Annotated in this window: 18 protein-coding genes and 1 pseudogene; 1 reads left to right on the top strand and 18 read right to left on the bottom strand. The window is 67.4% G+C overall.

Annotation, left to right across the window (positions count from 1 at the left end):
- Nucleotides 1-46 precede the first annotated feature (46 nt).
- From AC5FRV_RS15220 to AC5FRV_RS15140, 17 genes and pseudogenes are all read right to left on the bottom strand, one after another.
- The gene (locus AC5FRV_RS15220; protein WP_493561945.1) at nucleotides 47-277 is read right to left on the bottom strand and encodes an AbrB/MazE/SpoVT family DNA-binding domain-containing protein; all 231 of its coding nucleotides are present in this window, start codon (nucleotides 275-277) and stop codon (nucleotides 47-49) included.
- A 31-nt stretch (nucleotides 278-308) separates the two neighbouring features.
- A complete protein-coding gene (locus AC5FRV_RS15215; protein WP_493561944.1) occupies nucleotides 309-833 on the bottom strand; it encodes a PIN domain-containing protein in 525 nt (174 codons plus the stop codon).
- Complete coding sequence (locus AC5FRV_RS15210) at nucleotides 834-1,136, bottom strand: hypothetical protein (protein ID WP_493561943.1); 303 nt, start codon at nucleotides 1,134-1,136, stop codon at nucleotides 834-836.
- Nucleotides 1,137-1,231: 95 nt separating this feature from the next.
- Nucleotides 1,232-1,411 (bottom strand): annotated as a pseudogene (locus tag AC5FRV_RS15205) (PadR family transcriptional regulator); the annotation flags it as partial.
- Nucleotides 1,412-1,590: 179 nt separating this feature from the next.
- Entirely contained in the window at nucleotides 1,591-2,742 is a 1,152-nt protein-coding gene (locus AC5FRV_RS15200; RefSeq protein WP_493561942.1) for a GNAT family N-acetyltransferase, read from the bottom strand.
- Nucleotides 2,743-2,845: 103 nt separating this feature from the next.
- Nucleotides 2,846-3,778 carry a polysaccharide deacetylase family protein gene (locus tag AC5FRV_RS15195; protein WP_493561941.1) on the bottom strand — a complete coding sequence of 311 codons (933 nt, stop codon included), beginning with the start codon at nucleotides 3,776-3,778 and terminating at the stop codon, nucleotides 2,846-2,848.
- A gap of 124 nt (nucleotides 3,779-3,902) precedes the next feature.
- Nucleotides 3,903-5,372 (bottom strand): flippase, encoded by a 1,470-nt coding sequence (locus AC5FRV_RS15190; RefSeq protein ID WP_493561940.1) that lies wholly within the window; start codon nucleotides 5,370-5,372, stop codon nucleotides 3,903-3,905.
- Nucleotides 5,373-5,388: 16 nt separating this feature from the next.
- Complete coding sequence (locus AC5FRV_RS15185; protein ID WP_493561939.1) at nucleotides 5,389-7,242, bottom strand: hypothetical protein; 1,854 nt, start codon at nucleotides 7,240-7,242, stop codon at nucleotides 5,389-5,391.
- 138 nt (nucleotides 7,243-7,380) lie between these two features.
- A complete protein-coding gene (locus AC5FRV_RS15180) occupies nucleotides 7,381-8,421 on the bottom strand; it encodes a glycosyltransferase family 4 protein (protein ID WP_493561938.1) in 1,041 nt (346 codons plus the stop codon).
- 5 nt (nucleotides 8,422-8,426) lie between these two features.
- Nucleotides 8,427-9,431, bottom strand: a complete 1,005-nt coding sequence (locus AC5FRV_RS15175) for a GNAT family N-acetyltransferase (RefSeq protein WP_493561937.1) — start codon at nucleotides 9,429-9,431, stop codon at nucleotides 8,427-8,429.
- Between the two features lie 352 nt (nucleotides 9,432-9,783).
- Nucleotides 9,784-10,710 carry a polysaccharide deacetylase family protein gene (locus AC5FRV_RS15170; RefSeq protein ID WP_493561936.1) on the bottom strand — a complete coding sequence of 309 codons (927 nt, stop codon included), beginning with the start codon at nucleotides 10,708-10,710 and terminating at the stop codon, nucleotides 9,784-9,786.
- Nucleotides 10,703-11,752 carry a DUF354 domain-containing protein gene (locus tag AC5FRV_RS15165; RefSeq protein WP_493561935.1) on the bottom strand — a complete coding sequence of 350 codons (1,050 nt, stop codon included), beginning with the start codon at nucleotides 11,750-11,752 and terminating at the stop codon, nucleotides 10,703-10,705. Before AC5FRV_RS15165 ends, AC5FRV_RS15170 begins: the two co-directional genes overlap by 8 nt.
- The gene (locus AC5FRV_RS15160; RefSeq protein ID WP_493561934.1) at nucleotides 11,749-12,519 is read right to left on the bottom strand and encodes a hypothetical protein; all 771 of its coding nucleotides are present in this window, start codon (nucleotides 12,517-12,519) and stop codon (nucleotides 11,749-11,751) included. Before AC5FRV_RS15160 ends, AC5FRV_RS15165 begins: the two co-directional genes overlap by 4 nt.
- Complete coding sequence (locus tag AC5FRV_RS15155; protein WP_493561933.1) at nucleotides 12,516-13,094, bottom strand: acyltransferase; 579 nt, start codon at nucleotides 13,092-13,094, stop codon at nucleotides 12,516-12,518. Before AC5FRV_RS15155 ends, AC5FRV_RS15160 begins: the two co-directional genes overlap by 4 nt.
- Before the next feature lie 309 nt (nucleotides 13,095-13,403).
- Complete coding sequence (gene aglF, locus AC5FRV_RS15150; RefSeq protein ID WP_493561932.1) at nucleotides 13,404-14,132, bottom strand: UTP--glucose-1-phosphate uridylyltransferase AglF; 729 nt, start codon at nucleotides 14,130-14,132, stop codon at nucleotides 13,404-13,406.
- 206 nt (nucleotides 14,133-14,338) lie between these two features.
- Nucleotides 14,339-14,533, bottom strand: a complete 195-nt coding sequence (locus tag AC5FRV_RS15145) for a hypothetical protein (protein WP_493561931.1) — start codon at nucleotides 14,531-14,533, stop codon at nucleotides 14,339-14,341.
- Between the two features lie 5 nt (nucleotides 14,534-14,538).
- Entirely contained in the window at nucleotides 14,539-16,476 is a 1,938-nt protein-coding gene (locus AC5FRV_RS15140) for a hypothetical protein (protein WP_493561930.1), read from the bottom strand.
- 335 nt (nucleotides 16,477-16,811) lie between these two features.
- On the opposite strand from AC5FRV_RS15140, the gene AC5FRV_RS15135 reads away from it, so the two are divergent.
- A complete protein-coding gene (locus AC5FRV_RS15135; RefSeq protein ID WP_493561929.1) occupies nucleotides 16,812-18,422 on the top strand; it encodes an alkaline phosphatase family protein in 1,611 nt (536 codons plus the stop codon).
- A 40-nt stretch (nucleotides 18,423-18,462) separates the two neighbouring features.
- Here AC5FRV_RS15135 and AC5FRV_RS15130 read toward each other — a convergent pair whose 3' ends face one another.
- Nucleotides 18,463-19,881 carry a right-handed parallel beta-helix repeat-containing protein gene (locus tag AC5FRV_RS15130; protein ID WP_493561928.1) on the bottom strand — a complete coding sequence of 473 codons (1,419 nt, stop codon included), beginning with the start codon at nucleotides 19,879-19,881 and terminating at the stop codon, nucleotides 18,463-18,465.
- Nucleotides 19,882-19,884 lie beyond the last annotated feature (3 nt).

The following is a 19,884-nucleotide window of genomic DNA, read 5'->3' as shown; positions in this document are numbered from 1 at the left end:
CGGCTACCGGCGCCGGTCTACAGGGAACGATCGGTGACTATCGTCGTCACTGGTCGCCGAACGTCGCATCTCCAGCGTCCCGGAACGCCTCGTCTCCCCATTCTTCACCGCGCGTGAGCGTTTCGAGTTCGGTGGGATGCCTCACGAGTCGGATGTCACTTCCGTCGCTAACGACCTCGAACTCCGTATCGCCGTCGAGGTGCAACTCCTCGCGGAGAGGCTTGGGCAGTGTGAGCCGTCCCCGGCCGTCCATCTCGATTGTTCCGTACGTTTTCATGGGTCCGCGGTCTCCGTTGGAAGTCAGGTATCTACTCCCTGGGTGTCGAATTATTCAGAAGTGATTCTGCCCGCTGGACGTAGCTGTTCGTCTCCCAGCTTCGAGCCAGACTGATCTGTTCGAGGAGGGACAGCGCCTCATCCGATGCCATCTGCCCCGTCCGCACGAGGACTGAGAGTAGGATTGGCGTCGTAACCAGTCGCGTGTTCGCCAGCGAGGCGTGAACCAGCCCGAGCGAGTTGAACTCGTCACAGAGACAGAGTGCGGCCTCGACGTCATTTGCGAGTGTCACTGCGGCGTTCTCCCCGTCGTCGAGTGGAAAATCCGCGTCCAGTACGACGGATTGTATGGTGAGATCAGCAGTTCGTTCGAGTACTGCGTCGGCGGCCTCGCCGTGCTCGTCATCGTACGATGCAGTCTCACGAAGCTCGTCGATAACTGTCTCTGGCACTCGCACATCGTAAGTGGCGAGACAGATCTCGAGCGGATCGGGGTCCTGTTCTGCGACGATTCCTAGGCTCACGAGCCCCGAGGTATCTGCGACCAGTACCTGCATCTATAACTCGGCAACCTCGTCGACGAATCCTTCGTCCAACTGCTGTTTCAGCACGCGAAAGTTAGCGGCTTCCTCGGCTCCGACGAGCGCCTTGAGCTGGTCGAACGTAATCTCGTCGTCGTAGTACGCAGCCGCTATCTCCTGAGTGAGCGCGTCGTCGTGCGCCGCTTCCTGGAGATACTCGCGTAGCGCTGTCACCAGAACATCCGTCCGGTCCTCGCCGAGAACCGACGCGAGCGCATCAGTCCTATCGATCAGTCGGTGAGGCGCGCGGAATTGAACGCGCTTCTTGTCTGAACTCATTGTGTGTACAATGTGAGCCTGATAACTTAGCAGTTTCTATGTGTACGCTGTGAGCTAGAGGACCCTTCATTTATATGATAGAATGTCGATCTTAGTCACGCCACCTCCGGCCGCGGCGCGTTCTCGTATTTCACCATCTTCTCGGGCTTGTCGGTGATGGTCTCGTACATCCGCTGGAGGGTCTCCTCGGCCTGGAGCAGGTTGTGGTCGTCGAGGAACCGCCGGCCCTCGTCGGTCAGCCGGTAGAACTTCCAGGGGTAGCCCTGCCGACGCTCTAGCGATACGGCTCACTCAAAGCATCTAACGCAGTGGATACTGTGGGTATCCATGGCGAGCGAGAGTATCCACGGAGAAGCAACGATGCGATTCCCGATTCCCGTTCTGTTACGCGCTCTACGAAGCGCGAACCCAGCGTTGACAGGAACTGAGTCCAGCCGACTCGATATCGAGTCCCTCACCGCGTGTCCTGCTCGGCGAAGGTCACCAGCCAGTCGTCTATCCGGCGGATGTTGCGGCCGTCGATGGACCAGGAGCCGTTCTCGGTCAGCGGGTAACTCGCCATCGCACTCGGCGAGGACACGAGCGACAGCGGGACGTCGGTGTCGGAGAGGAAGCCGAACGAGGACAGCAGGTCCGCGGGAATCGCGTGGCCGCTGACGGCGATCACGTCCGCGTCGGCGTGGCGCACGCAGACCCGTTCGAGGGCGGCTTTCAGCGCCGGGAGCCGGGCGGCGCCGGCCAGCGGGGCGACGTCGACGACGTTCACCATCGACTGGCCATTCCTGGTGCCCGAACCGACGACGACGCCGACGTCAACGTCGGGTTCGGAGAGCCTTCCCGACGAGTCCGCCGGCCCGGCGAGGTAGGTCTGGTACGTCCACTTCGGGTTCTCGAATCGCCAGTCGTAGAACGTCGCCGACCGCTCGGCGTGGAGTTCGTCGGGAACCGCTCGCTCGTAGAGGTCGGCGAGGACGTCGGCGGGGACGTCCTCGTTCTCCTCGACGGTGACGCCCGGCGGTGACGACGGGGACAGTTTCGCCCGGGCCGTCAGGTAGGCGTCGAAGACCGGGTCGAGCAGGTCAAGGCCCTGGTCGAGCGGGGCCGGGAGTTCCCCATCGACCATTCCGCGAGCGCGCTGGATCCGGTAGTAGGTGGGGACCCGGCCCACCTCGACCCAGCCATGTTTCTTGCCGCCGGCGAGCGTCATCTCGTTTGGGAAGTTGAAGAACAGCTGCTGGGACCGGTCGGCGTAGCGCTCCTTCATGACCTCCGTCATGCGGGAGAACAGCCCCTGTCGGCGGTGGTCGGGGTCGACCATGGTGTCGGCGGGCTGGAGGGCGTCGACGGCCCGGTCGCCGACACGGACTCGCTGGGGGACGGCGGACTTGGCGCCGACGACGCTGTCGCCGTCAGTCGCGACGACGATCGGGACGTGGTCGGCGAAGGGGTTGTCCGCGTACTTCCACGCGAACCACTCGTCGTCGCCGCCGCTGAGGACGCGGTCGAAGAGAGTGAGATACCCCGCCCGGTCGCCGGGTTCGAAGGGGCGGATCTCGTACTGGTCGGTGTCACCGGTCGCCTGTCGAGTGGAGGGACGCTGGGACATGGGAAACTGAGAGCCGCGGGTGCCAGCATCGACGCCGGCAGCGGCTATTGTTATAATCGTGTTTCCAGTCGTTATCCGGGGACGGCGGTCGCCTCATCCACCGTTACTCGGAGACGGCGGTCGGTTCGCTCGACCGTACTCGGCTGGCAACGTCGGCCATCGTCTCGATCCTGACCCGGTGCCGGTTGGCGTCGAGGGAAGCGAGGATTCGCTCGATGCGGCGCCGCTGGAGCGGACTGGTGAGGTTGTTCGGGTGCAACCACACGTGGTAGAGGCCGCCGGATTCGGCCGCGGCGTCGATGCCGAGACGGGCCTGGGCGACGACTGGGTCGCCGACGGTCGCCTCGGCGACCTCGTGGTAGATTCCCTCGAAGCCGAAGAGGTACTGCGAGGGCGGAACGAAGACGAGGCCGTACTCGTCGACCGTCGGCTCCGGGAGGTGCGGGTCGTACGTCCCCAGCAGCGACTCGGCGGCCGTCCGAAGCGTGGACCCGTCGGGGGCGCGCCCGCCGCGGTAGGCCTCGACGCCGAACTCGGCGAGCACGTCGCGGTGGCCGACCTGGTTGCGCGGGAAGACGAACGAGGTGAACTCCAGCCCCCTCTCGGCGAACGCCGTCCGGGACTGTTCCAGTTCGGCCACGGCGACCTCGCGCGAGGTGTCGCCGTCGCCGAACAGGACGTGACTGAAGGTGTGACAGGCGATCTCGTGGTCGACGGGCGAGTCGACGACGCGATCGACGAGGCCGTCGTCGAACCGCAGGTCGCGCCGTCCCATCCCGTCCCAGGCGAACCACTCCTCGCCAGCGGGATGGTCCGCGTGAGTCCCGTCGCAGTCCTCGAGCAACAGGTGGCCGACGATGGCCCACGTCGCTGGAATCTCGTACTCGTCGAGGAGATTGGCCAGCACCAGCCACCCCTCGCGACTGCGCTCGATGCGCTCCCGGGGCGGTGACTCGAGGTCGTGGAAGCCCCAGCCGAGTTCGGCGTCGATGGAGATGACGACCGATCCTCTCCGATCGGTTCCGTCGCCGTGCATGTGGTCGTCAATTCCCGGAAACCACTTAGTAAAACGCTCACAGCGGCCGGGACACCAGCGCGTAGCCGGTCGGTACACCCGGGCCCGTGCGACGCCGCCTGCGCGGCAGGCGTGGCTGCCGTCGCTAGCCCAGGAACGTCCGGATCTCTGCGGGGTCGAGCAGGCCGCTCAGGACGACGAGGACGGCCCAGACGACCCCGCCGAGCAGTATCGCGCCGGCCAGCGTCGCCAGGCCGGTGACGTAGGGGAGCGCGAGCACGACGCCGCCGGCCATCACGGACGTGACGGCGATGATGTGGGCGACCCGCTTCGCCAGGAAGCCGAGACGGAGCGAGAACTCGCGGTTGATGTAGTAGACGTTTACAGCTGTGTACAGCGTATACGTCGTGACGGTGGCCAGCCCGGCGCCGACGGCGCCGTACTCGGGGATCAACAGCACGTTCAGGCCGACGTTGCCGAGCGCCGTCGTCGTCCGCGCGATGGCGCGGATCCGGGCCAGGCCGAGGTAGTCCAGCCCGCTGCCGGTGATCTTGTGGATGGCCCGGACCAGGATGAACAGCGAGAACAGCTGGACGACGGGGACGGCGCCGAGGTAGTCTTCGGTGAACACGTACCGGATCGCCGGCTCGGCGACCAGGACGAGCCCGACGCCCGCCGGGATGTACAGCAGCAGGACGTTCTCCAGGGATCGTTCGTACAGGCGCGCACCGCGGGCGCTCTGGTCGGCGGCCTTCTGCTCGCCCAGCGCGGGCGTGATGGTGTAGCCGAGTGACTGGGCCGGGACGATGCAGACGTCGGCGATCTGGCGGGCGACCGTGTAGAACCCGACCGAGACGGGGCCGGCGAGGACGCCCAGCAGGAGGCTGTCGACCCGGCTGTCCAGCACGACGCCGGCCCGCGTCGCCGCCGTCGGGATGCTGTACTCCAGCAGGCGACGAAGGAGCCCGGCCTCGGGTTCGGCCGCGCGCTCGTAGCGCCGGTAGAACTTCGCATAGAGGATCCCCAGGCCGAGGAGACTGGACAGGACGTAGGCGGCGACGTACCCTGCGAGCGCCCCGAGCGCGCCGTACCCCGCGAGGACGAAGACGGTCGCGAGGACGAGCCTGGCCACGCCGTTGGTGGCGCTGACGAGGGCGCTGTAGGTGACGCGGTTGAACCCCTGGAACAGCGTCTTCACGTACGTCTGGAGGGACTTCGCGGCGACGTGGACGGCGCCGATCAGGAGGAACGGTTCGAGGCCGGGTTCGCCGAGCAGGCCCGCGATGAAGCCGCGGCTGCCGGCGAGGACGAGCGCGACGAGCCCGCTCAGGACGAGCAGGACCAGCAGCGACCGCTCGATCAGGTACGGTATCTGGCGCTCGTCCGTCTCGACGTACTCGGTGACGTAGCGGGCGGTCGCCTTGGGGATGCCCAGCGCCGAGAACAGGAGCGCGATCCCCAGCACCGACAGGGCGAAGTACAGCTGGCCGTATTCGCCGGGTTCGAGCAGGTACCGCGTGAGGACGATCAGCAGCGCGGAGTTGGTCGCGATGTAGACGACCCGGGCTATCAGCGACGCCTTGACGCCGCGGGCGACGCGCTCGGCGAGGCTCACGCTCCTCCCTCACAGGTCATGTCGTGCACGTGGACCCGTCGGGGGCGACGACGTACAGTCGGAAGTCACCGTTCGACTGGACCCGGTGGATGCGGGGGTCGGTCTCCATCCGTTCGAAGCCCGCCTCGCTGTAGCGGAACCCCTCGTAGAGGCCGACCTCCCGCTGGTAGTCGGACTGCTCGAGGGCGACGTAGCGACACCGGGAGTAGAACTCCGTCACGTTGTTCCCCCACACCCCGAAGGGTATCATCTCGTCTTTCCCCTCGAAGGTCGTCCCGTCGGCGGCCGTCTCAGTCCCGGTCGTGCCGTGATAGGCGTCGACGTAGCGGCGCGGGCCGCCGCGGACGCCCGTGTGCCACACCTCCGGATCGCGCTGTTCGAAGGACGTCTCGTACCCCTCCATCGTCCGTTCGGTCACCTGGCTGGAGGGCTGGTAGATGTACGGCGAGGTGAACACCATCGCCAGCTGGGGGACCAGCAGGAGGGCGAACACGCCAACCGCCAGCGTCGTCCGCGTCGTCGGCGACCGTATCGGCAGCCCGAACGGGATCCCGTCGGCGACGGCCACGGCGACGAAGATGGTGACGAACACCATGATGAACCCCAGGTAGCGGAACTGCTGGACGGAGAGGCTCGCGACGAAGAACGCCGCGAACAGTCCGAATATCGGAACGAACGCGACGGTGAGGTAGGTCAACAGCGCGTTGCGGTCCGGCGCGTCGTCGAGGCGCCGGGTCAGCGTCGCGAGCATCACCAGGCCGGCGAGTAGCGAGAGGACGCCGCTGACGAGGAACATCTTGAGGAACAGTTCCTCGATGCCGCCGCCGAGCGTCGCCAGCGAGGTCCCCTTGGCCTCGATGGTCCCGCCGGGGTCGGCGCCGGACACCAGCAGCGTGACGAGCGTCCCGGCGGTGTCCTGGGCGCGGTCGAAGCGGGGCGTCCACAGCAGGAAGAACCCGCCGACGACGGCCGCCGGAACCACGATGGCGCGGTGGGCGCTGATCGCCGTCGACCCGACCCACCTGCGCGACACCCGGGCGAGCACCTGGAGACCGAGGACGGTGCCGAGGATGGCGATGACGTTGGCGCCGACCTGCGGGTGATACAGGATCGCCGCGATACCGGCGATTCCGAGCAACACGCCGAACGGGGTCAGGAGCGTCGTGTCACCGAGACGGGCCACCGAACCGTCGTCCGTGACGAACCGGAACAGGACGTACAGCACCAGCGGCGTGAAGAAGATGGCCGCCGTCGTCGGGTACGCGACGACGTAGGTGTGGACGTTGTTGATCGGGAGGAGCAGGAGTGCGGCGAAACAGCCGGCGACGACGCCGTTTCGGCTCGTCGAGATCCGACCGACCACGAGCGTCACCGAGACGACGAACGAGGCGAACAGCAGCGGCGGGATCAACATCAGCGACCGGCGGAGGGAGATGCCGGTCGTCTGGGCGAGGAAGACGGCCGTGCTCTCGATACCGGGGTAGAGGAACTCGACGGGATTGAGCTGTTCGTCGGCGATGAGGCGCGCCCAGCCGAGGTAGGAGAGCGCGTCCCCGGCCCCGAAGAAGTAGTAGCCGCGCAGGACCGGGAGCGCGACGACAGAGACGACCGCCATCGGCCCCAGGAGGAGGCCGAGGCGGCGCGGGACGCTCTTCGGTGGGGCGCTGAGCGCGACGATGGCCGCCGCGATAGCGGCGACGACGACGCCGGCCCAGAACGTCAGCGGCGTCGCCTCGTAGATGGACAGCTCGTAGCCGTCGATGGGCGTCGAGCGCGCCGCCAGGATCGCCGCCGTCAGTGCGAGGAATCCGACCGCGAGGACGCCGATGAACCGTCGCCGTCTCGACCGCGGGAGGCTAGTGCTCGTCATCTGGTTCGTTGCCGGCGATATCCCCAGCACGTCCATTGTTATGCTGTCGTTGCAGAATCGTATGAGGCCGTTTCCCCCCCGCAGTCCAGCGATGTGTCCAGCGAGCGGTTTCACTTCCCCCGGTTCCCGCGCGGGCGGTCAGTTTTCGACGATTCGCTCCGAACGGGACTCGTCGTTGCCGCCCCCGCCGTCGCCACCGCCGCCGTCGTTGCGTCCGGGCCCCGGGACCGCCCGTCCGAGCACCTCCTCGTACACGCCGTGGATCCGCTCGGCCATGCGCTCGGTGCTGAGGGGCCGGATCGCGTCCCGGCCGTCGGAGCGCTCGCCACGCCTGAGCACGGCCTCGACGGCGTCGGTCAGGCGCTCGTCGTCGGTGGCGACGTGGGCGTTCGCGACGCCGTCGAGGCGGGCCCGGACGTCGCCGACGTCGGTGGCGACGACGGGGAGGTTGCAGGCCATCGCCTCCTTGACCGTGTTGGGCGACCCCTCGCGTTCGGAGGTCAGCAACAGGACGTCGGCGGCGTTGAAGAGGGTCGGCATCAACTCGTGAGGGATGCCGCTGGCGATCTGGAGTTCGACTGGCCGGTCGACGCGCTCGCGAACTCGATCGACGACGCGCTCGGCGCGCGCGTAGTTCTTGACCTCGCGTCCCTTCGGGTAGGGAAAGAGCACGTGGTGGGCGTCCGGGTCCCAGCCCATCTCGTCGCGCGCGGCCGTCCGCGACATCGGTTCGAACCGGTCGAGGTCGACGCCGTGGGGGATGACGTGGCACTCGCGGTCGAGTTCGTCGGCCATCTCCTCGGACATCACGATGACGGCGTCGCAGTGGTTCGCGCAGAACTTCGAGACGGCGCCGTAGGTGCCCATCAGGTCCGAGCCCCACAGCGAGAGGACGACGGGGAGGTTCGGCTGGGCGATGGCCGCCGGCGCGGTCAGCCCGTAGTTGGCGTGAACGAGGTCGTAGTCCTCGAAAGAACGCCGCAACACCGGCGGGTAGAACTTCACGTAGTCGACGAGCGACCGGGAGGCCGAGCCCTCGGTGTCCTCGTCGGCGACGCCGTACTGGTGGTCGCCGGGGACCGCGAGCGTCGTGCTGTCGACGCCCCGGGCTTCCAGCATCGACACCTGGGTCCGGTAGAACTGGGAGTCGGCGTTCGTGACGAGGTTCAGGACGCGCATCGGAGTCACCGTTTCAGGGTCTGGTACGTCGCTTTCGCGACGTCCATCCCCACCGAGTCCGACTCGACGACGTAGTAGGGGACCAGGTCGGCGGCGAACTTGGACTTGTACTTGCACAGCCGTTTCGTGTTCGCCCCCATCAGGTCGTAGCCGGTGACGTGGTCGAGGGCAGGGTCTTCGAGGATGTCGGTGATGATCCGCCAGTGGAGCAGGCTGTTGACGCTCGTGCCGTCGTAGTCGGCGCGGGTGCCGCCCTGCCAGAAGTAGGCGTCGTCCGTCGAGTACAGCACCGTGATCCCGCTGAGAAACTCGCCCTCGGGGCCGCGAACGACGTAGACCCGGGCGTGCTCGCCGAGGGTCTCGACCAGGTCACGGACGTACTCCCAGGACAGCGGAAACCCGCGGCCCTGTTCCTCGTAGCGCGCTTTCGTCTGCTCGTAGACGTCGCGGGCGCCGTGGATGCCCTCGATCTCGACGGTGACGGGCAGGTCCTCGGCGTCGCGGACGTCGCGCCGGAGCCCGCTACTGAACGAGGCGAGCACGTCGTCGGCGTCCCTGTCCGCGAGGTCGAGGACGTAGGTGAACTGCGTCGAGAGGTCGTACTCGGCCCAGCGGTAGGGCCGTGGGTCGGCGTAGTCGCTGTGACAGATCGTCCGGAACAGCGAGAGCGACCCGTCGATGTCCATCTCCGCGAGCACTTCCTCGGTGAAATCCCGGTTGACGCGCTCTCGCTTGCGTTGCTTCGGGCTGGTCGGCATCACGACGGGGCCCAGGCGCGGCACGTTCATCGACGGCGGCGGCGACGTCACCGTGGTCCCCACGAACTTCGAGGACGTGAACACGGGCAACAGCCCGATCGGTTCGTCTCCCTTGAATCCCCCGTACAGCTCCAGGTCCCCGGCGGCGTGGTCGTCGAGTGTCGCCAGCGCTTCCGGGCGATGGAAGACCTCGATCCCGGTGTCCGGGAGCGCCCCGCGCCACTCCGACAGGTCGAGTTGTTCGATTTGCATTCGGCGTATCAGTGACGCCGCCCGGTGCGTCCTTTGTTATCTTCGCCCTACGAGATGGTTCGTTCGCGTGCCATCGATTCATCCTCCCCCTCACCTTATTTCCTGAGAGTTCACGCTCCGCTACGAGTAGCAATGGGGATAGTAGAGGGGGAACTTCGTGCCAGTACAGCTGACATGGAGTACACACCGCTTTTCCCGAGAGATCGGTTCCCCACGAGCCTATCTATTGGAAGAAGCGAACGCTTCTGTTTGGGAACTCTCGGGAAAAGAGGTGTGTGGGTGTTCGCTCGTTCGTTGCTCGATTGATCAGTCTGAAATCCACGTAGCAGCTGGGACGCGACGGGACGACCGGTCAGTCGGCCGACTGGCTGGCGCGCTCTTCGGCGACGGCCTGCGGCGCCGACTGGTGGTCGAGGTTCTCGTACAGGGTCCCCGGCGCGCCGACCCAGGCGTCCATCTCCAGGGCTTTCTCGACGATGCGCCGGTAGATCACGTCGTAGCCGGGGTAGTCGTCGCTGAAGAAGCGCGGGTGCCAGAGGACGGACATGACGGCGTCGTTGGCCGCGGCCTCGGTCAGCAACCGCTCGCAGATCTGCCAGGCCTTCTCGAAGTTCGCCCCCGGGTCGGGCAGGGCACACTCCATCAGCGTCAGCGGGAAGACGACGAACGCGTCGTCGAACGGCCGGTAGGGGTCGTAGCCGTCGTGGAAGCCGTAGTCGAGGCTCGACCCCGGGGTCGCGTCGTACTGGAGGCCGGCGGCGCGCTGGTAGGTCCACGTCTCCGGCCGTTCGATGTTGAGGTAGTGCTGGCGGCCGCCGATCACCTCGTGACCGAGGACGTCCTCGAGGTGGCGCTTCTCGGTGGCGAGCATCTCGCGGTCCGCGTAGGACTCGTAGGAGCCGTGGAGGCCGACTTCCCAGCCCCGGTCGTCGATCTCCCGGATGAGCGAGATGATCTCGGGGTCCTCGATGTCGTACCGGCCGGCGTAGAGCTGCCAGGCCGTCCCGGAGAGCCAGTCCCGGGGCGGGCGGTCGGCGAACAGGTCCTGCTCGTTGAGGAAGTAAAAGGCCGACGTGACCCCCAGTTCGGACTCGAGATCGAGCATCTCCTGGAAGGTCCAGTAGGGGTTCGAGCCGGGCAGCAGGCCCCGGAGGTGGGAGGGGTCCCGCTCCTTGAGCGCGTAGTACAGCGACTGGTAGGTCTTGTACGGCCGGTCGACGTCGTGGGTGAGACAGAGGGCGAACTCGTGGTCCCCCGGGACCCACTCGCTCTCACTCATCGCGACCGACCTCCAGGACGACGTCGACGATGGTGTCGGTGACGTCGACGCTCTCGTCGATCAGTTCCTGCCGGCGCTGTTCCCACCGGGCCTGGGTATCGGGGTCCGCGACGAGTTCTTTCGTCATCTCGACGGCCGCCCGCTCGTCGCCGAAGGAGTGCAGCAGGCCGTACTCCTCCTCCAGGGCGGTGACGTTCGAGACGTCGTCGCTATCGGCGAAGGAGTTAGACCGGACGGCCGGCGTTCCCAGGATGCCCGCTTCCATCGCCATCGTCTGGGAGTCGCCGACGTAGCCGTCGGCGTAGTACAGCAGGTCGTGGATGGCAGCGGGGTCGACCGGGAGCCGGTACTCCTCGAACGCCGCGGGCAGCGGGTCCTCGCTGGTGATGTACACCTGGCCCCGCTCGTCGAGGTACTCGACGAGTTCGCGCTTGGCCGACCGCGAGAACCCGGACTCGCCGACGTCGTGGTGGGCGCCCCAGGCGACGAACCGCAGGACGTAGTACGGCTCGTCGACGACGACGCCGCGCTCGGTCAGGCAGTCCGGGTCGGGTTCGAACCGGTCCGGGTGGAGGTAGGCCAGTTCGTGGAACCCCTCGTAGGTCCGGTGGTCCCCGTTCAGCTCGTTCCGGAAGCAGGCGGGCGTGACGACGACGCTGGTGAAGGGGTGCGTGACCGACCCGAGTGTCTCGACGGCCACCTCGTCGTCGTTGAAGATGACGCTCGGCGTGCCGGTGACGGCCGCGGCGTGGGCCGCGCCCGGGTTGAAGTGGCTCGCGATCACGTCGGCGTCGAACTGCCGGGCGTGCCAGGCGAGCTTCAACTCGCGGACGAGCCACTCCTTGGCCAGGTCGAACGTCGACGTTCCCTTCTTCGAGATGGGGACGTGGTCGACGCCGTAGGCGTCGAGTAGCTGGGTCGTTACCTCCTTCTCGCGGGAGGTGACGAGGGTGTCGTGGCCGCGTGCCTCGACCTCGTCGATAGCGTGTTTGAACAGGTGGACGTGCGCCGGGTGACCGACGTCGAAGTGAACCTTCATCATAGTAACTGCAGCCCTCGTTTGGCGGCGTTGACCGCGGCGTCTCTCGTCCGCTCTGCGACGAACTCGGGGTAGCTGTCCGCCCAGCGGTTGGGGTGTGCGTGCAGGCAGGCGCGACTGACCCGCCGCTTGCGAAAGAGGTCGACCAGGTCGGCGGTCCGGTCGGCCTGGACCGTCTTGAACCGCTGGCCGACGACGTGGTCGTCGCCCTTCAGCGGGCAGTCACGCCAGGTCCGCCCCGCGTCGGAGAAGTAGGTGACGTCCGCGAAGTCGACCGAGAGGTACGCCTCCCCGAGCAGGTCGTAGCGGTCGAAGTCGGGGTCGTCGCCCCACATCTCGCGATTGTCGAAGGTCGTCAGCGGGTTGCCGTGCATGCAGGCGGTGTCGACGGTGGCGTACTCGCGTAGCTGTGCGAGGTTGGTCGCGAACGACCGGTGCGCCTCGGCGGGGTCGCCGTTGGCCCGGTCGAGGTCCTCGTAGTGGTACCCAATTTCGTGGCCGAGCGTCTCGACGCGCCCAATGACGTGGGGGTCGAGCGTCCGGTCGACGGTCCGGAAGTAGTAGGTGGCCGCGACGTCGCGCTCGGCCTCGATCCGGGCGAAGTCGAGCGCGTTGGCCGGCTTCCGGTCGACGTCGTGGCGCAGGATCAGGAAGCGCGGCGGCAGCGTCTCCCGCTCGAGGTACTCTCGGACCGTCAGGAACTCGTAGCCCGCGTCGACGGCCGCGTCGAGCATGCGCGCGTAGGTTCGATAGGTGAAGTCCCGCGTCATTCCTGCAGGTTCGTGGCGTCGAGTGCCGGTGGCAGCGGGCGGTGCTCCGCCGGGACGCCGATTGCGAGCGTCTCCGGCGGGACGTCCTCCGTGACGACCGAGCCGGCGGCGACGAACGACCGGTCGCCGACGGTCACGTCTGGCAGGATGGTCGCGTTCGCGCCCACGCTGACGTCCTCGCCCAGCGTCGGGCCCACGAGGTCGCAGTCCTGCCTGAGCGGGTAGGGGTCGTTCGTCAGGACCGCGTTCGGCCCGAGGAACACCCGGTCGCCCACGTCGCTGTAGGGCGGGACGTAGACGCCCGTCTGGAGGCTGGCGCCGTCGCCGATCTCGCAGCGCCCGTCGAGCACGGTCTTCGTCCCCAGGACGACGTCGTCGCCGACGACCGTCTGCTCGCGCACGACGACGTGGTGGCCCGTCTGCAGGCCGTCGCCGACGACGACGTCCGGGTAGATGATCGTCCCCGACCGGACGGTGGCGTCGTCGCCGATCCGCGGGGCCTCCCCGTCGCCGGAACTGGGGACGTCGACCGTGTCGTCGACGACGCAGCCGTCGCCGAGGCGCAGGTCGGTCATCGGCTCCCCCCGGTGGTCGTCGTCGCTGCCGCGGCGTCCGTTCGCTTCCGACTGGCTGGATTTCCAACGTACATTGCTGTCAACTCCATACTGGCACCCTCGGGTGCGTCGGTACCAACACACCCACAGACTGGGCTTTGTTATTGGTCCCCTGACGACATTTTGTCACGTTAGCCTCCCCCGATCTGTCCCGGCACACGTCATAGCGACCCACGCCGGTCGTTGCCGTCCGCACTCCCGGCGGACGCGTCGCTCGCTCTGTACCGTGGTTTCGACGAAACGGACTCGTGGGCTCGACGTGGGTCACTGTCAGTCGGCGGCCGGCGCCTGCTCCTGGAGACGCGCTTCGGCCCGTTCGCGGTCCTCGGGGTAGCCGACGTCGATGCGCCAGCCGTCCATCCGGATGGCGTCGATGGTGCGCCCGCTCTTGAGCAGCAGGTCGACCGCGTCGGAGATCTCGTACTCGCCCCTGTCGGAGGGCTGGACGAGGTGACAGGCGTGGAAGATCGCCGGCGTGAACGTGTAGAAGCCGGTCATCACGAGGTTCGACGGCGGGTCGTCGGGTTTCTCCAGCACCTCGGTGATCTCGCCGTACTTGTTGGTGTCGCAGACCCCGTAGCGCGAGGCTTCCTCCCAGGGGACGTCCTCGACGAGGAAGGCGGCGTCCGTGCGCTGTTCGCGCTGGCGCCGGACGACGTCCTCCAGGTTTGCGTCGAAGACGTTGTCACCTAGCATCAGCATGAACTCCTCGTCGATCTGGTCCTCGACGGTGAGTAGCGCGTGAGCGAGGCCGGCCTGTTCGCGCTGGTGCGCGTACGTGATCGGTATCCCCTCGAACTCGTCGCCGTAGTGGCTGATGACGTCCTCTTTCCGGTAGCCCACGACGACGTGGAACTGGGTGGCGTCGAGCGCGGCCAGCTGTTCGAAGCAGTGGGTGAGGATGGGCTTGCCGTCGACCTCGACCATCCCCTTCGGCTTGTCGTCGGTCAGCGGGCGGAGGCGCGTCCCCTGGCCCGCCGCGAGAATGACCGCGTGCATGTGTCCAGTTGTTCCGTGATCCGTGACCATTGGTATGCGGAGGCTTCCGGCCCGGCGAGCACCCTCGCCGGCGCTGTAGCTGCCGGATACTCGCGGACCTGCCGAAGAGAACGGAGAGAGAGCGGGAGAGAGAGCGTGGCAGTGGAGGGCGACCGGGGCGTCAGCGGAGGACGGAACGGAGCGAGTACCGGCTCAGCGAACGGTACTCACCGGTCGGGCGTGCAGACCGCGTCGGCGTCCGCGATGATGAACGCCTCGTCGTCGAGGTGGCTCTCCGCCGCCGGGAGGAACACGACGTGGGACTCCGTCGGCGATTCGACGACGGTGAGGTCCTCGATGTCGTAGCCCAGGTCCTGTTTCGGGTCCGGGTCTTCCGGAACACGTTGCCAATTACTCGACATCGAGATCACAGGTGAACGATAGTGAACGTCGCCTCGCCCCGGATGTCGATGTCGGTGACGTTCCCGGTGTAGCCGAAGGCGTCGACGCCGTTGCCGACGACGCCGACGACGCGCTGGCCGCTGACGCTGTCTGACAGTCGGTCCCAGGCGATGCCGTCGTCACGAACTTCCGAGCGGTTCTCGTCGCGCACGACGTCCCCGGAGACGGTGAACGTGTACCGGGCCGTCTCCTCGACGTCGCCGGTACCGTCGATGACGAGGACCGTGTCGTAGTCGACGTCGCCGGAGCCGCCCGACCCGCCGTCGCTCGTCTCCGTTTCCGTCTCGGTCTGCTGGGGCGTCTCCGTCTCGACGTCGACGGGGACGAACTCGAGCTGGTCGATGTGACCGGAGTCCTCGCCGGTCGTCTCGACGCGCAGGACGTTCTCGCCCTCCGCGAGCGTCGCGGTGACCGCGAAGCGCTCCCAGGTGTTCCAGCCGCCGGTCGGCTCGAAGGTTATCTGGCTGGTCTCGCCGTTGACGGTCAGGTCGGCCGTCCGGGCCGCGCTGTCGCCCTGCGAGTGGGTGAAGAAGACGTCGTAGGTGCCGGCGGCTGCGACATCGAGCGTCCACTCGACTGAGCCGCCGGACGGCGGTTCGAGGTCGACGAAGCCGTCGCCAGAGTAGCCGTCGTGGACGGTGCGGACGCTCGAGTCGCCACCGACCGTCCCCTTCTCGGCCTGGACGAGCGTCTGGCCGTCGACCGGGATGGCCTCGGACGAACCGGAGTCGGCCGTCGCGATGGCCGTGGCGGTGGCGGTGGCCGTCGCGGTGGCAGTCGACCCGTCGGAGCCGCTGGAGCTGCCGTCGCCGTTCTGGGGCGTCCAGATGGCGTAGTCGGTGTTCGGGGACTTCGCGTTCGAGCCGGTCACCGTGTCGAAGCTACTCGGCGCGTCGTGGGTGCCGCTGCCGGTGAGGTGGATGTTCTCGCCCTCCCAGTTGCTGCCGGCGCCCCACTCGTCGATGAAGGTCGGGTTGGAGCTCTGGTTCTCGATGCGGAGGTTCCGCATGACGCCGGAGCCGCCCTCGCCCTTGTCGTCGAAGTTGATCGCCATCGTCCCCGGGTCGTGCCAGAGGAAGTCGCAGTCCTCGATGAGGACGTCGTCGCCGGCGTCGTCGATCTTGATGCCGCGCTGGTTCCAGCCGACGTGGCTGGAGGCGGCCTTCTCGGTGGACTCGAAGTAACAGCGCCGCACCTCGCTGTTGTCGGGGGCCAGGCGCAGCGCGGACATGCCCGTGTTGACGAAGTCGCAGTCCTCGACGACGACCTTGCCGTTGCCCTCGACGTACGGGTCGGAGACGTACAGCGCGATGTTGCCGAAGTCGGAGAAGTAGCAGTGCCGGACGGTGAGCGTGCCCGCGTGGTCGGTCCCGGCGTAGATACCGGTCGAGTCCGAGCCGTCGACGGTGCCGTCGGGCATGTTGACGTTGACTATCTGGACTTCCGCGTCGGGGGCCGCGCCGACGCGCCAGCGGGACTGCTCCTCCCCGGTCTTGCCCTTGACCGTGATGTTCTCGATGCGGACCGTTCCGGAGCTGGCCCAGAGCGTGGGCCGGATGACGGTGTCCGTGCCCGGTCGCTTGAACGTGACGCCCTCGGGCGAGCCGACGAGCGCACAGTTGGACTTGTCGCCGCCGATGCCGTCGCCGGTGTACTCGTACTCGCCGGCCGGGATGTGGACTTCGTTGCCGCTCACGAAGTGTTCCTCGAGGTAAGAGTCGATGTTATCGCCGTTAGTGAGCCCCTTATCGGCCAGGTCGACGGTCGTGGCGGCCGATCCGCGCTTGCCGACGGCGACGGTTCCGACCGCGGCCGTCGCGGCCAGGCCGACCGTCTTCATGAACGCGCGTCGATTTGTTTTGCTCGTGTCGGGCGTCTCCTCTTCCGCACTTCGTCGTGCCATAGTCGGGTAGCCTGGACTTACCTCATTAACGCTTCTGACCAGAAGGGGCTACTAAGTCGGTAATAGGGCCCTACTTTCGGCCAGATACGTACCACTTGGAGGCTAGATGCGTGGCACCGGTCGTTAATTATCTCCTACGCTGCGTAAATTCCGCGCCGGACTGCAGTCACGAATCGTCAGACGGACTCCCCGCGCTAGGATCGTATTACCGGATCGGAGCGGTCCGTATGGCAGTCGTACTGCGGATCCGAGCCGGGTCTAAGGGCGGATTAACGCGGTCTGAACGGTCGGAATGACGGCCATTACAAACCGCTGGCCGCCGTCAGTTCTGGTAGATGCAGACGCTGTTACTGGGGCTGGATGGGACCTGCCGGTCCATCCTCGCGCCGCTGTTCGAGGACGGGGTGATGCCGCACGTGGAGGCGCTGTTCGGTGACGGGACCAGCGGTCCGCTCACGTCACAACTCCCGCCGTGGACCCCGAGCGCCTGGCCGTCGCTGTACACCGGCGTGAATCCGGGCAAGCACGGCGTGTTCGGCTTCCTCCGCTTCGACGGCTACGAGTGGGACGTGGTGAACCGCTCCGACGTCGAGGAGTTCGCGCTCTGGGAACTGCTCGACCGGCACGGCCTCACGAGCGTCGTGGTCAACGTCCCGGTCACCCATCCAGCGCGCGAGTTCGACGGCGCGCTCCTGCCCGGCTACATCGCGCCCGAGAACCCGGCGTGCCACCCCGAGGGGATCCTCGGCGAGGTCGAGGACGCCGTCGGCGACTACGACGTGTACAGTCCGCTTGACAGGCCCGGCGAGACGGACCTCGACGAGGCAGCCGCCCACGCACGCAGCCGGGGGGACGCGTTCTGCTTCCTCGCGAACCGGTACGACCCCGACTTCGGCTTCCTGGAGTTCCAGCAGACCGACAGCGTGTTCCACGCGTGCCCGGACGACGACGAGGCGGTCCGGCGAATCTACGGCGCCGTCGACGACGCGGTCGGGCAGGTCCTCGACGAGTGCGACCCCGACAACGTCGTCCTCGTCAGCGACCACGGGATGGGGGAGTACGACGGGTACGACGTCCGCCTCAACGAGTACCTCCGCGAGACCGGGTTCGTCGAATCGACGACGGAAGGGACGGGAATGCCGTCCTGGGACGCCATCGCGCGCAACCAGCTCCAGGACGGCGAGGAGGGCGGCCAACCGTCCCCCGGCGCCGCCGAGCGTTTGGCCGCGACGGCCTCGAAGCTCGGCGTGACCAGCCAGCGCATCCAGGCCGTCCTCGAACCGCTCGGCCTCGCGGAGTTCGTCGCGCGCCACGCGCCCACCGACGCAGTGCGTGCGGGAACGGAGCAGGTCGACTTCTCCAGCTCGCGCGCGTTCGTCCGCGACCGCATCGAACTGGGCGTCCGGCTCAACGTCGCGGGCCGCGAGCCCGACGGCGTCGTCCCGCCGGAGGCCTACGACGACCACCGGGACGAGCTGATCGACGCGCTCAGCGCGCTGGAGACGCCAGACGGTGAGCCCGCCTTCGAGGACGTCCTCCCCCGCGAGGACGTGTTCTCGGGCCCCTTCGTCGAGCGCGCGCCGGACGTCGTCACCGTCCCGACCGACTTCGAGCACACGCTGAACGTCTCGCTGCTGGGCGAGTTGTTCGACGACGAGCCGTTCGAACCCTGGAATCACAAACGGGACGGCATCGTCGCGGCCACCGGCGACGCCTTCGACGAGACCGCGTCGCTCGCGGACGCGCACCTCTTCGACGTCGCCCCGACGGTGCTCACGTCGCTGGGCGTCCCGCGCAGCGACCGGATGGACGGCGACCCCCTCCCCGTCGTCGACGAGACGCCCGTGCGCCGCTATCCCGAGTTCGAAGCGACGGAACGGACCGACACCGACGACGAGGACGTGGAGGAGCGCCTCGCGCACCTGGGTTACCTCTCCGGGGAGTGACGAAGCAGAAAAGCGGAACGAGCAGCGGCTAGCTGTCCGCCTATTCTCGCTGGCAGTTCCCACTGCTGGCGGCCGCGTTCGCGCCGAGTCGGCTCGTCCGTAGCGCCTCGCGGGTGACCGTGGCGTCGTTGAGCACGACCGGCCTGCCGGTCACGCTGATCGAACTGTTGGAGAGCGTCGAGTCGCTGACGCGGGTGCACTGGATGCCGTCGCGGGCGGAGCCGGTCTGGACGATGCAGGCGTTGTCGACGAGACAGCCCTCACGTTCGAGCAGGCGGACGGCGGCGGTGTTCTCGGCCGACCCGGAGATGGTGACGTTCTCGACGCGGATGCGGAAGTCGTCGCCGTCGCCGTCCGGGCCGTCGGGGCGGTCGTTGGGTGACTTCGCGAGGATGGCCGCGACGTCGTTCGCGTCGACGGTGACGTTCGTGTCGCGGATGGTCGCCCGGTCGAGCCAGCTCGACATGGTGATGGCGCCGTCGCTCCCGGTGACCTTCTTCATCTCGACCTCGCAGTTCTCGACCAGGACGTTCGAGCCCTCGCGGAGCCGGATCCCGCGCATGTTGCCGAACCCCTTCGGGGCCCGGTCACAGCGGACGGTGACGCCGCGGACCTCCGCGGGGCCGCTGACGCGGACGCTCGAGACGTTGTTGTTCTCGTAGAGACCTCCTTCGACGACCACCTTGCCGGTCGCCGAGGAGGCGTAGAGGCCGTTGTCCGGGAAGCCGGCGATGTGGCAGTCGACGAACCGCAACGTCCCGGTGTGTTTCTCGCCGACGTAACAGCCCGTGATGGGGTACTCGGCGGAGGCGCCGTCGGGCAGATTCATCCGCTTCACGACGCCGTTCCCCTGCGGGTCGGTGACGTCGAAGCGCATGACGTCCATGTCGACGTCGACGGTGCCGGTGACGCTGACGTCCGTCACCGAGAGGCCGTCCGTCACGATGCCGTGGATAGGCCGACCGCCCGTGTTCGGCGCGCTGAAGTCGAACGCCAGGCCCTCGATGGTCAGGCCGGTCGCGCTGTCCGCGTTCCCGAGGACGAACAGGGAGTCGTCGAACCCCTCCTCCACGCGGAGCGTCGCGTCCCGGCCGACGACGCTGAGGTCGGTGAGGTCCCTGACACGCCACTCCTGGGTGAGGAGGTACTCGCCGGGCGGGAAATAGAGCGTCTTCCCGTCGCCGACGGCGTCCTCCAGGACGGGGACGGTCGGCTCGTCGCCGTCGGGGCTGGCCCCCGCCTCGACGATGTCGATCACGTTCTCGCCGCTGGGCGGCTCCGACGACGTCTCCGTCCCGTCGGGCCCAGGCGTCTCTGTCCCCCCGTCTGGCGTCGGCGTCTCCGTCTCCGACGGCCCCGGACCCGGATCGAGCCAGGAACACCCCGCTAGCGCTGCGAGGCCCGCGACGCCGCCGAGCGTTTTCAGGTATCGACGCCGGGTTCGGTTGTCGTCAGTCACTTG

The sequence above is a fragment of the Halomicrobium sp. HArcel3 genome (assembly GCF_058933135.1).
This window is presented reverse-complemented; position numbering and strand designations above follow the sequence as displayed.

Excerpts from the sequence above, each read along its gene's own strand:
- AC5FRV_RS15220 (WP_493561945.1), bottom strand. The coding sequence starts at position 277 with ATGAAAACGTACGGAACAATCGAGATGGACGGCCGGGGACGGCTCACA.
- AC5FRV_RS15215 (WP_493561944.1), bottom strand. The coding sequence starts at position 833 with ATGCAGGTACTGGTCGCAGATACCTCGGGGCTCGTGAGCCTAGGAATC.
- AC5FRV_RS15210 (WP_493561943.1), bottom strand. The coding sequence starts at position 1,136 with ATGAGTTCAGACAAGAAGCGCGTTCAATTCCGCGCGCCTCACCGACTG.
- AC5FRV_RS15200 (WP_493561942.1), bottom strand. The coding sequence starts at position 2,742 with ATGTCCCAGCGTCCCTCCACTCGACAGGCGACCGGTGACACCGACCAG.
- AC5FRV_RS15195 (WP_493561941.1), bottom strand. The coding sequence starts at position 3,778 with ATGCACGGCGACGGAACCGATCGGAGAGGATCGGTCGTCATCTCCATC.
- AC5FRV_RS15185 (WP_493561939.1), bottom strand. The coding sequence starts at position 7,242 with ATGACGAGCACTAGCCTCCCGCGGTCGAGACGGCGACGGTTCATCGGC.
- AC5FRV_RS15180 (WP_493561938.1), bottom strand. The coding sequence starts at position 8,421 with ATGCGCGTCCTGAACCTCGTCACGAACGCCGACTCCCAGTTCTACCGG.
- AC5FRV_RS15175 (WP_493561937.1), bottom strand. The coding sequence starts at position 9,431 with ATGCAAATCGAACAACTCGACCTGTCGGAGTGGCGCGGGGCGCTCCCG.
- AC5FRV_RS15170 (WP_493561936.1), bottom strand. The coding sequence starts at position 10,710 with ATGAGTGAGAGCGAGTGGGTCCCGGGGGACCACGAGTTCGCCCTCTGT.
- AC5FRV_RS15165 (WP_493561935.1), bottom strand. The coding sequence starts at position 11,752 with ATGATGAAGGTTCACTTCGACGTCGGTCACCCGGCGCACGTCCACCTG.
- AC5FRV_RS15160 (WP_493561934.1), bottom strand. The coding sequence starts at position 12,519 with ATGACGCGGGACTTCACCTATCGAACCTACGCGCGCATGCTCGACGCG.
- AC5FRV_RS15155 (WP_493561933.1), bottom strand. The coding sequence starts at position 13,094 with ATGACCGACCTGCGCCTCGGCGACGGCTGCGTCGTCGACGACACGGTC.
- aglF (WP_493561932.1), bottom strand. The coding sequence starts at position 14,132 with ATGCACGCGGTCATTCTCGCGGCGGGCCAGGGGACGCGCCTCCGCCCG.
- AC5FRV_RS15145 (WP_493561931.1), bottom strand. The coding sequence starts at position 14,533 with ATGTCGAGTAATTGGCAACGTGTTCCGGAAGACCCGGACCCGAAACAG.
- AC5FRV_RS15140 (WP_493561930.1), bottom strand. The coding sequence starts at position 16,476 with ATGGCACGACGAAGTGCGGAAGAGGAGACGCCCGACACGAGCAAAACA.
- AC5FRV_RS15135 (WP_493561929.1), top strand. The coding sequence starts at position 16,812 with ATGCAGACGCTGTTACTGGGGCTGGATGGGACCTGCCGGTCCATCCTC.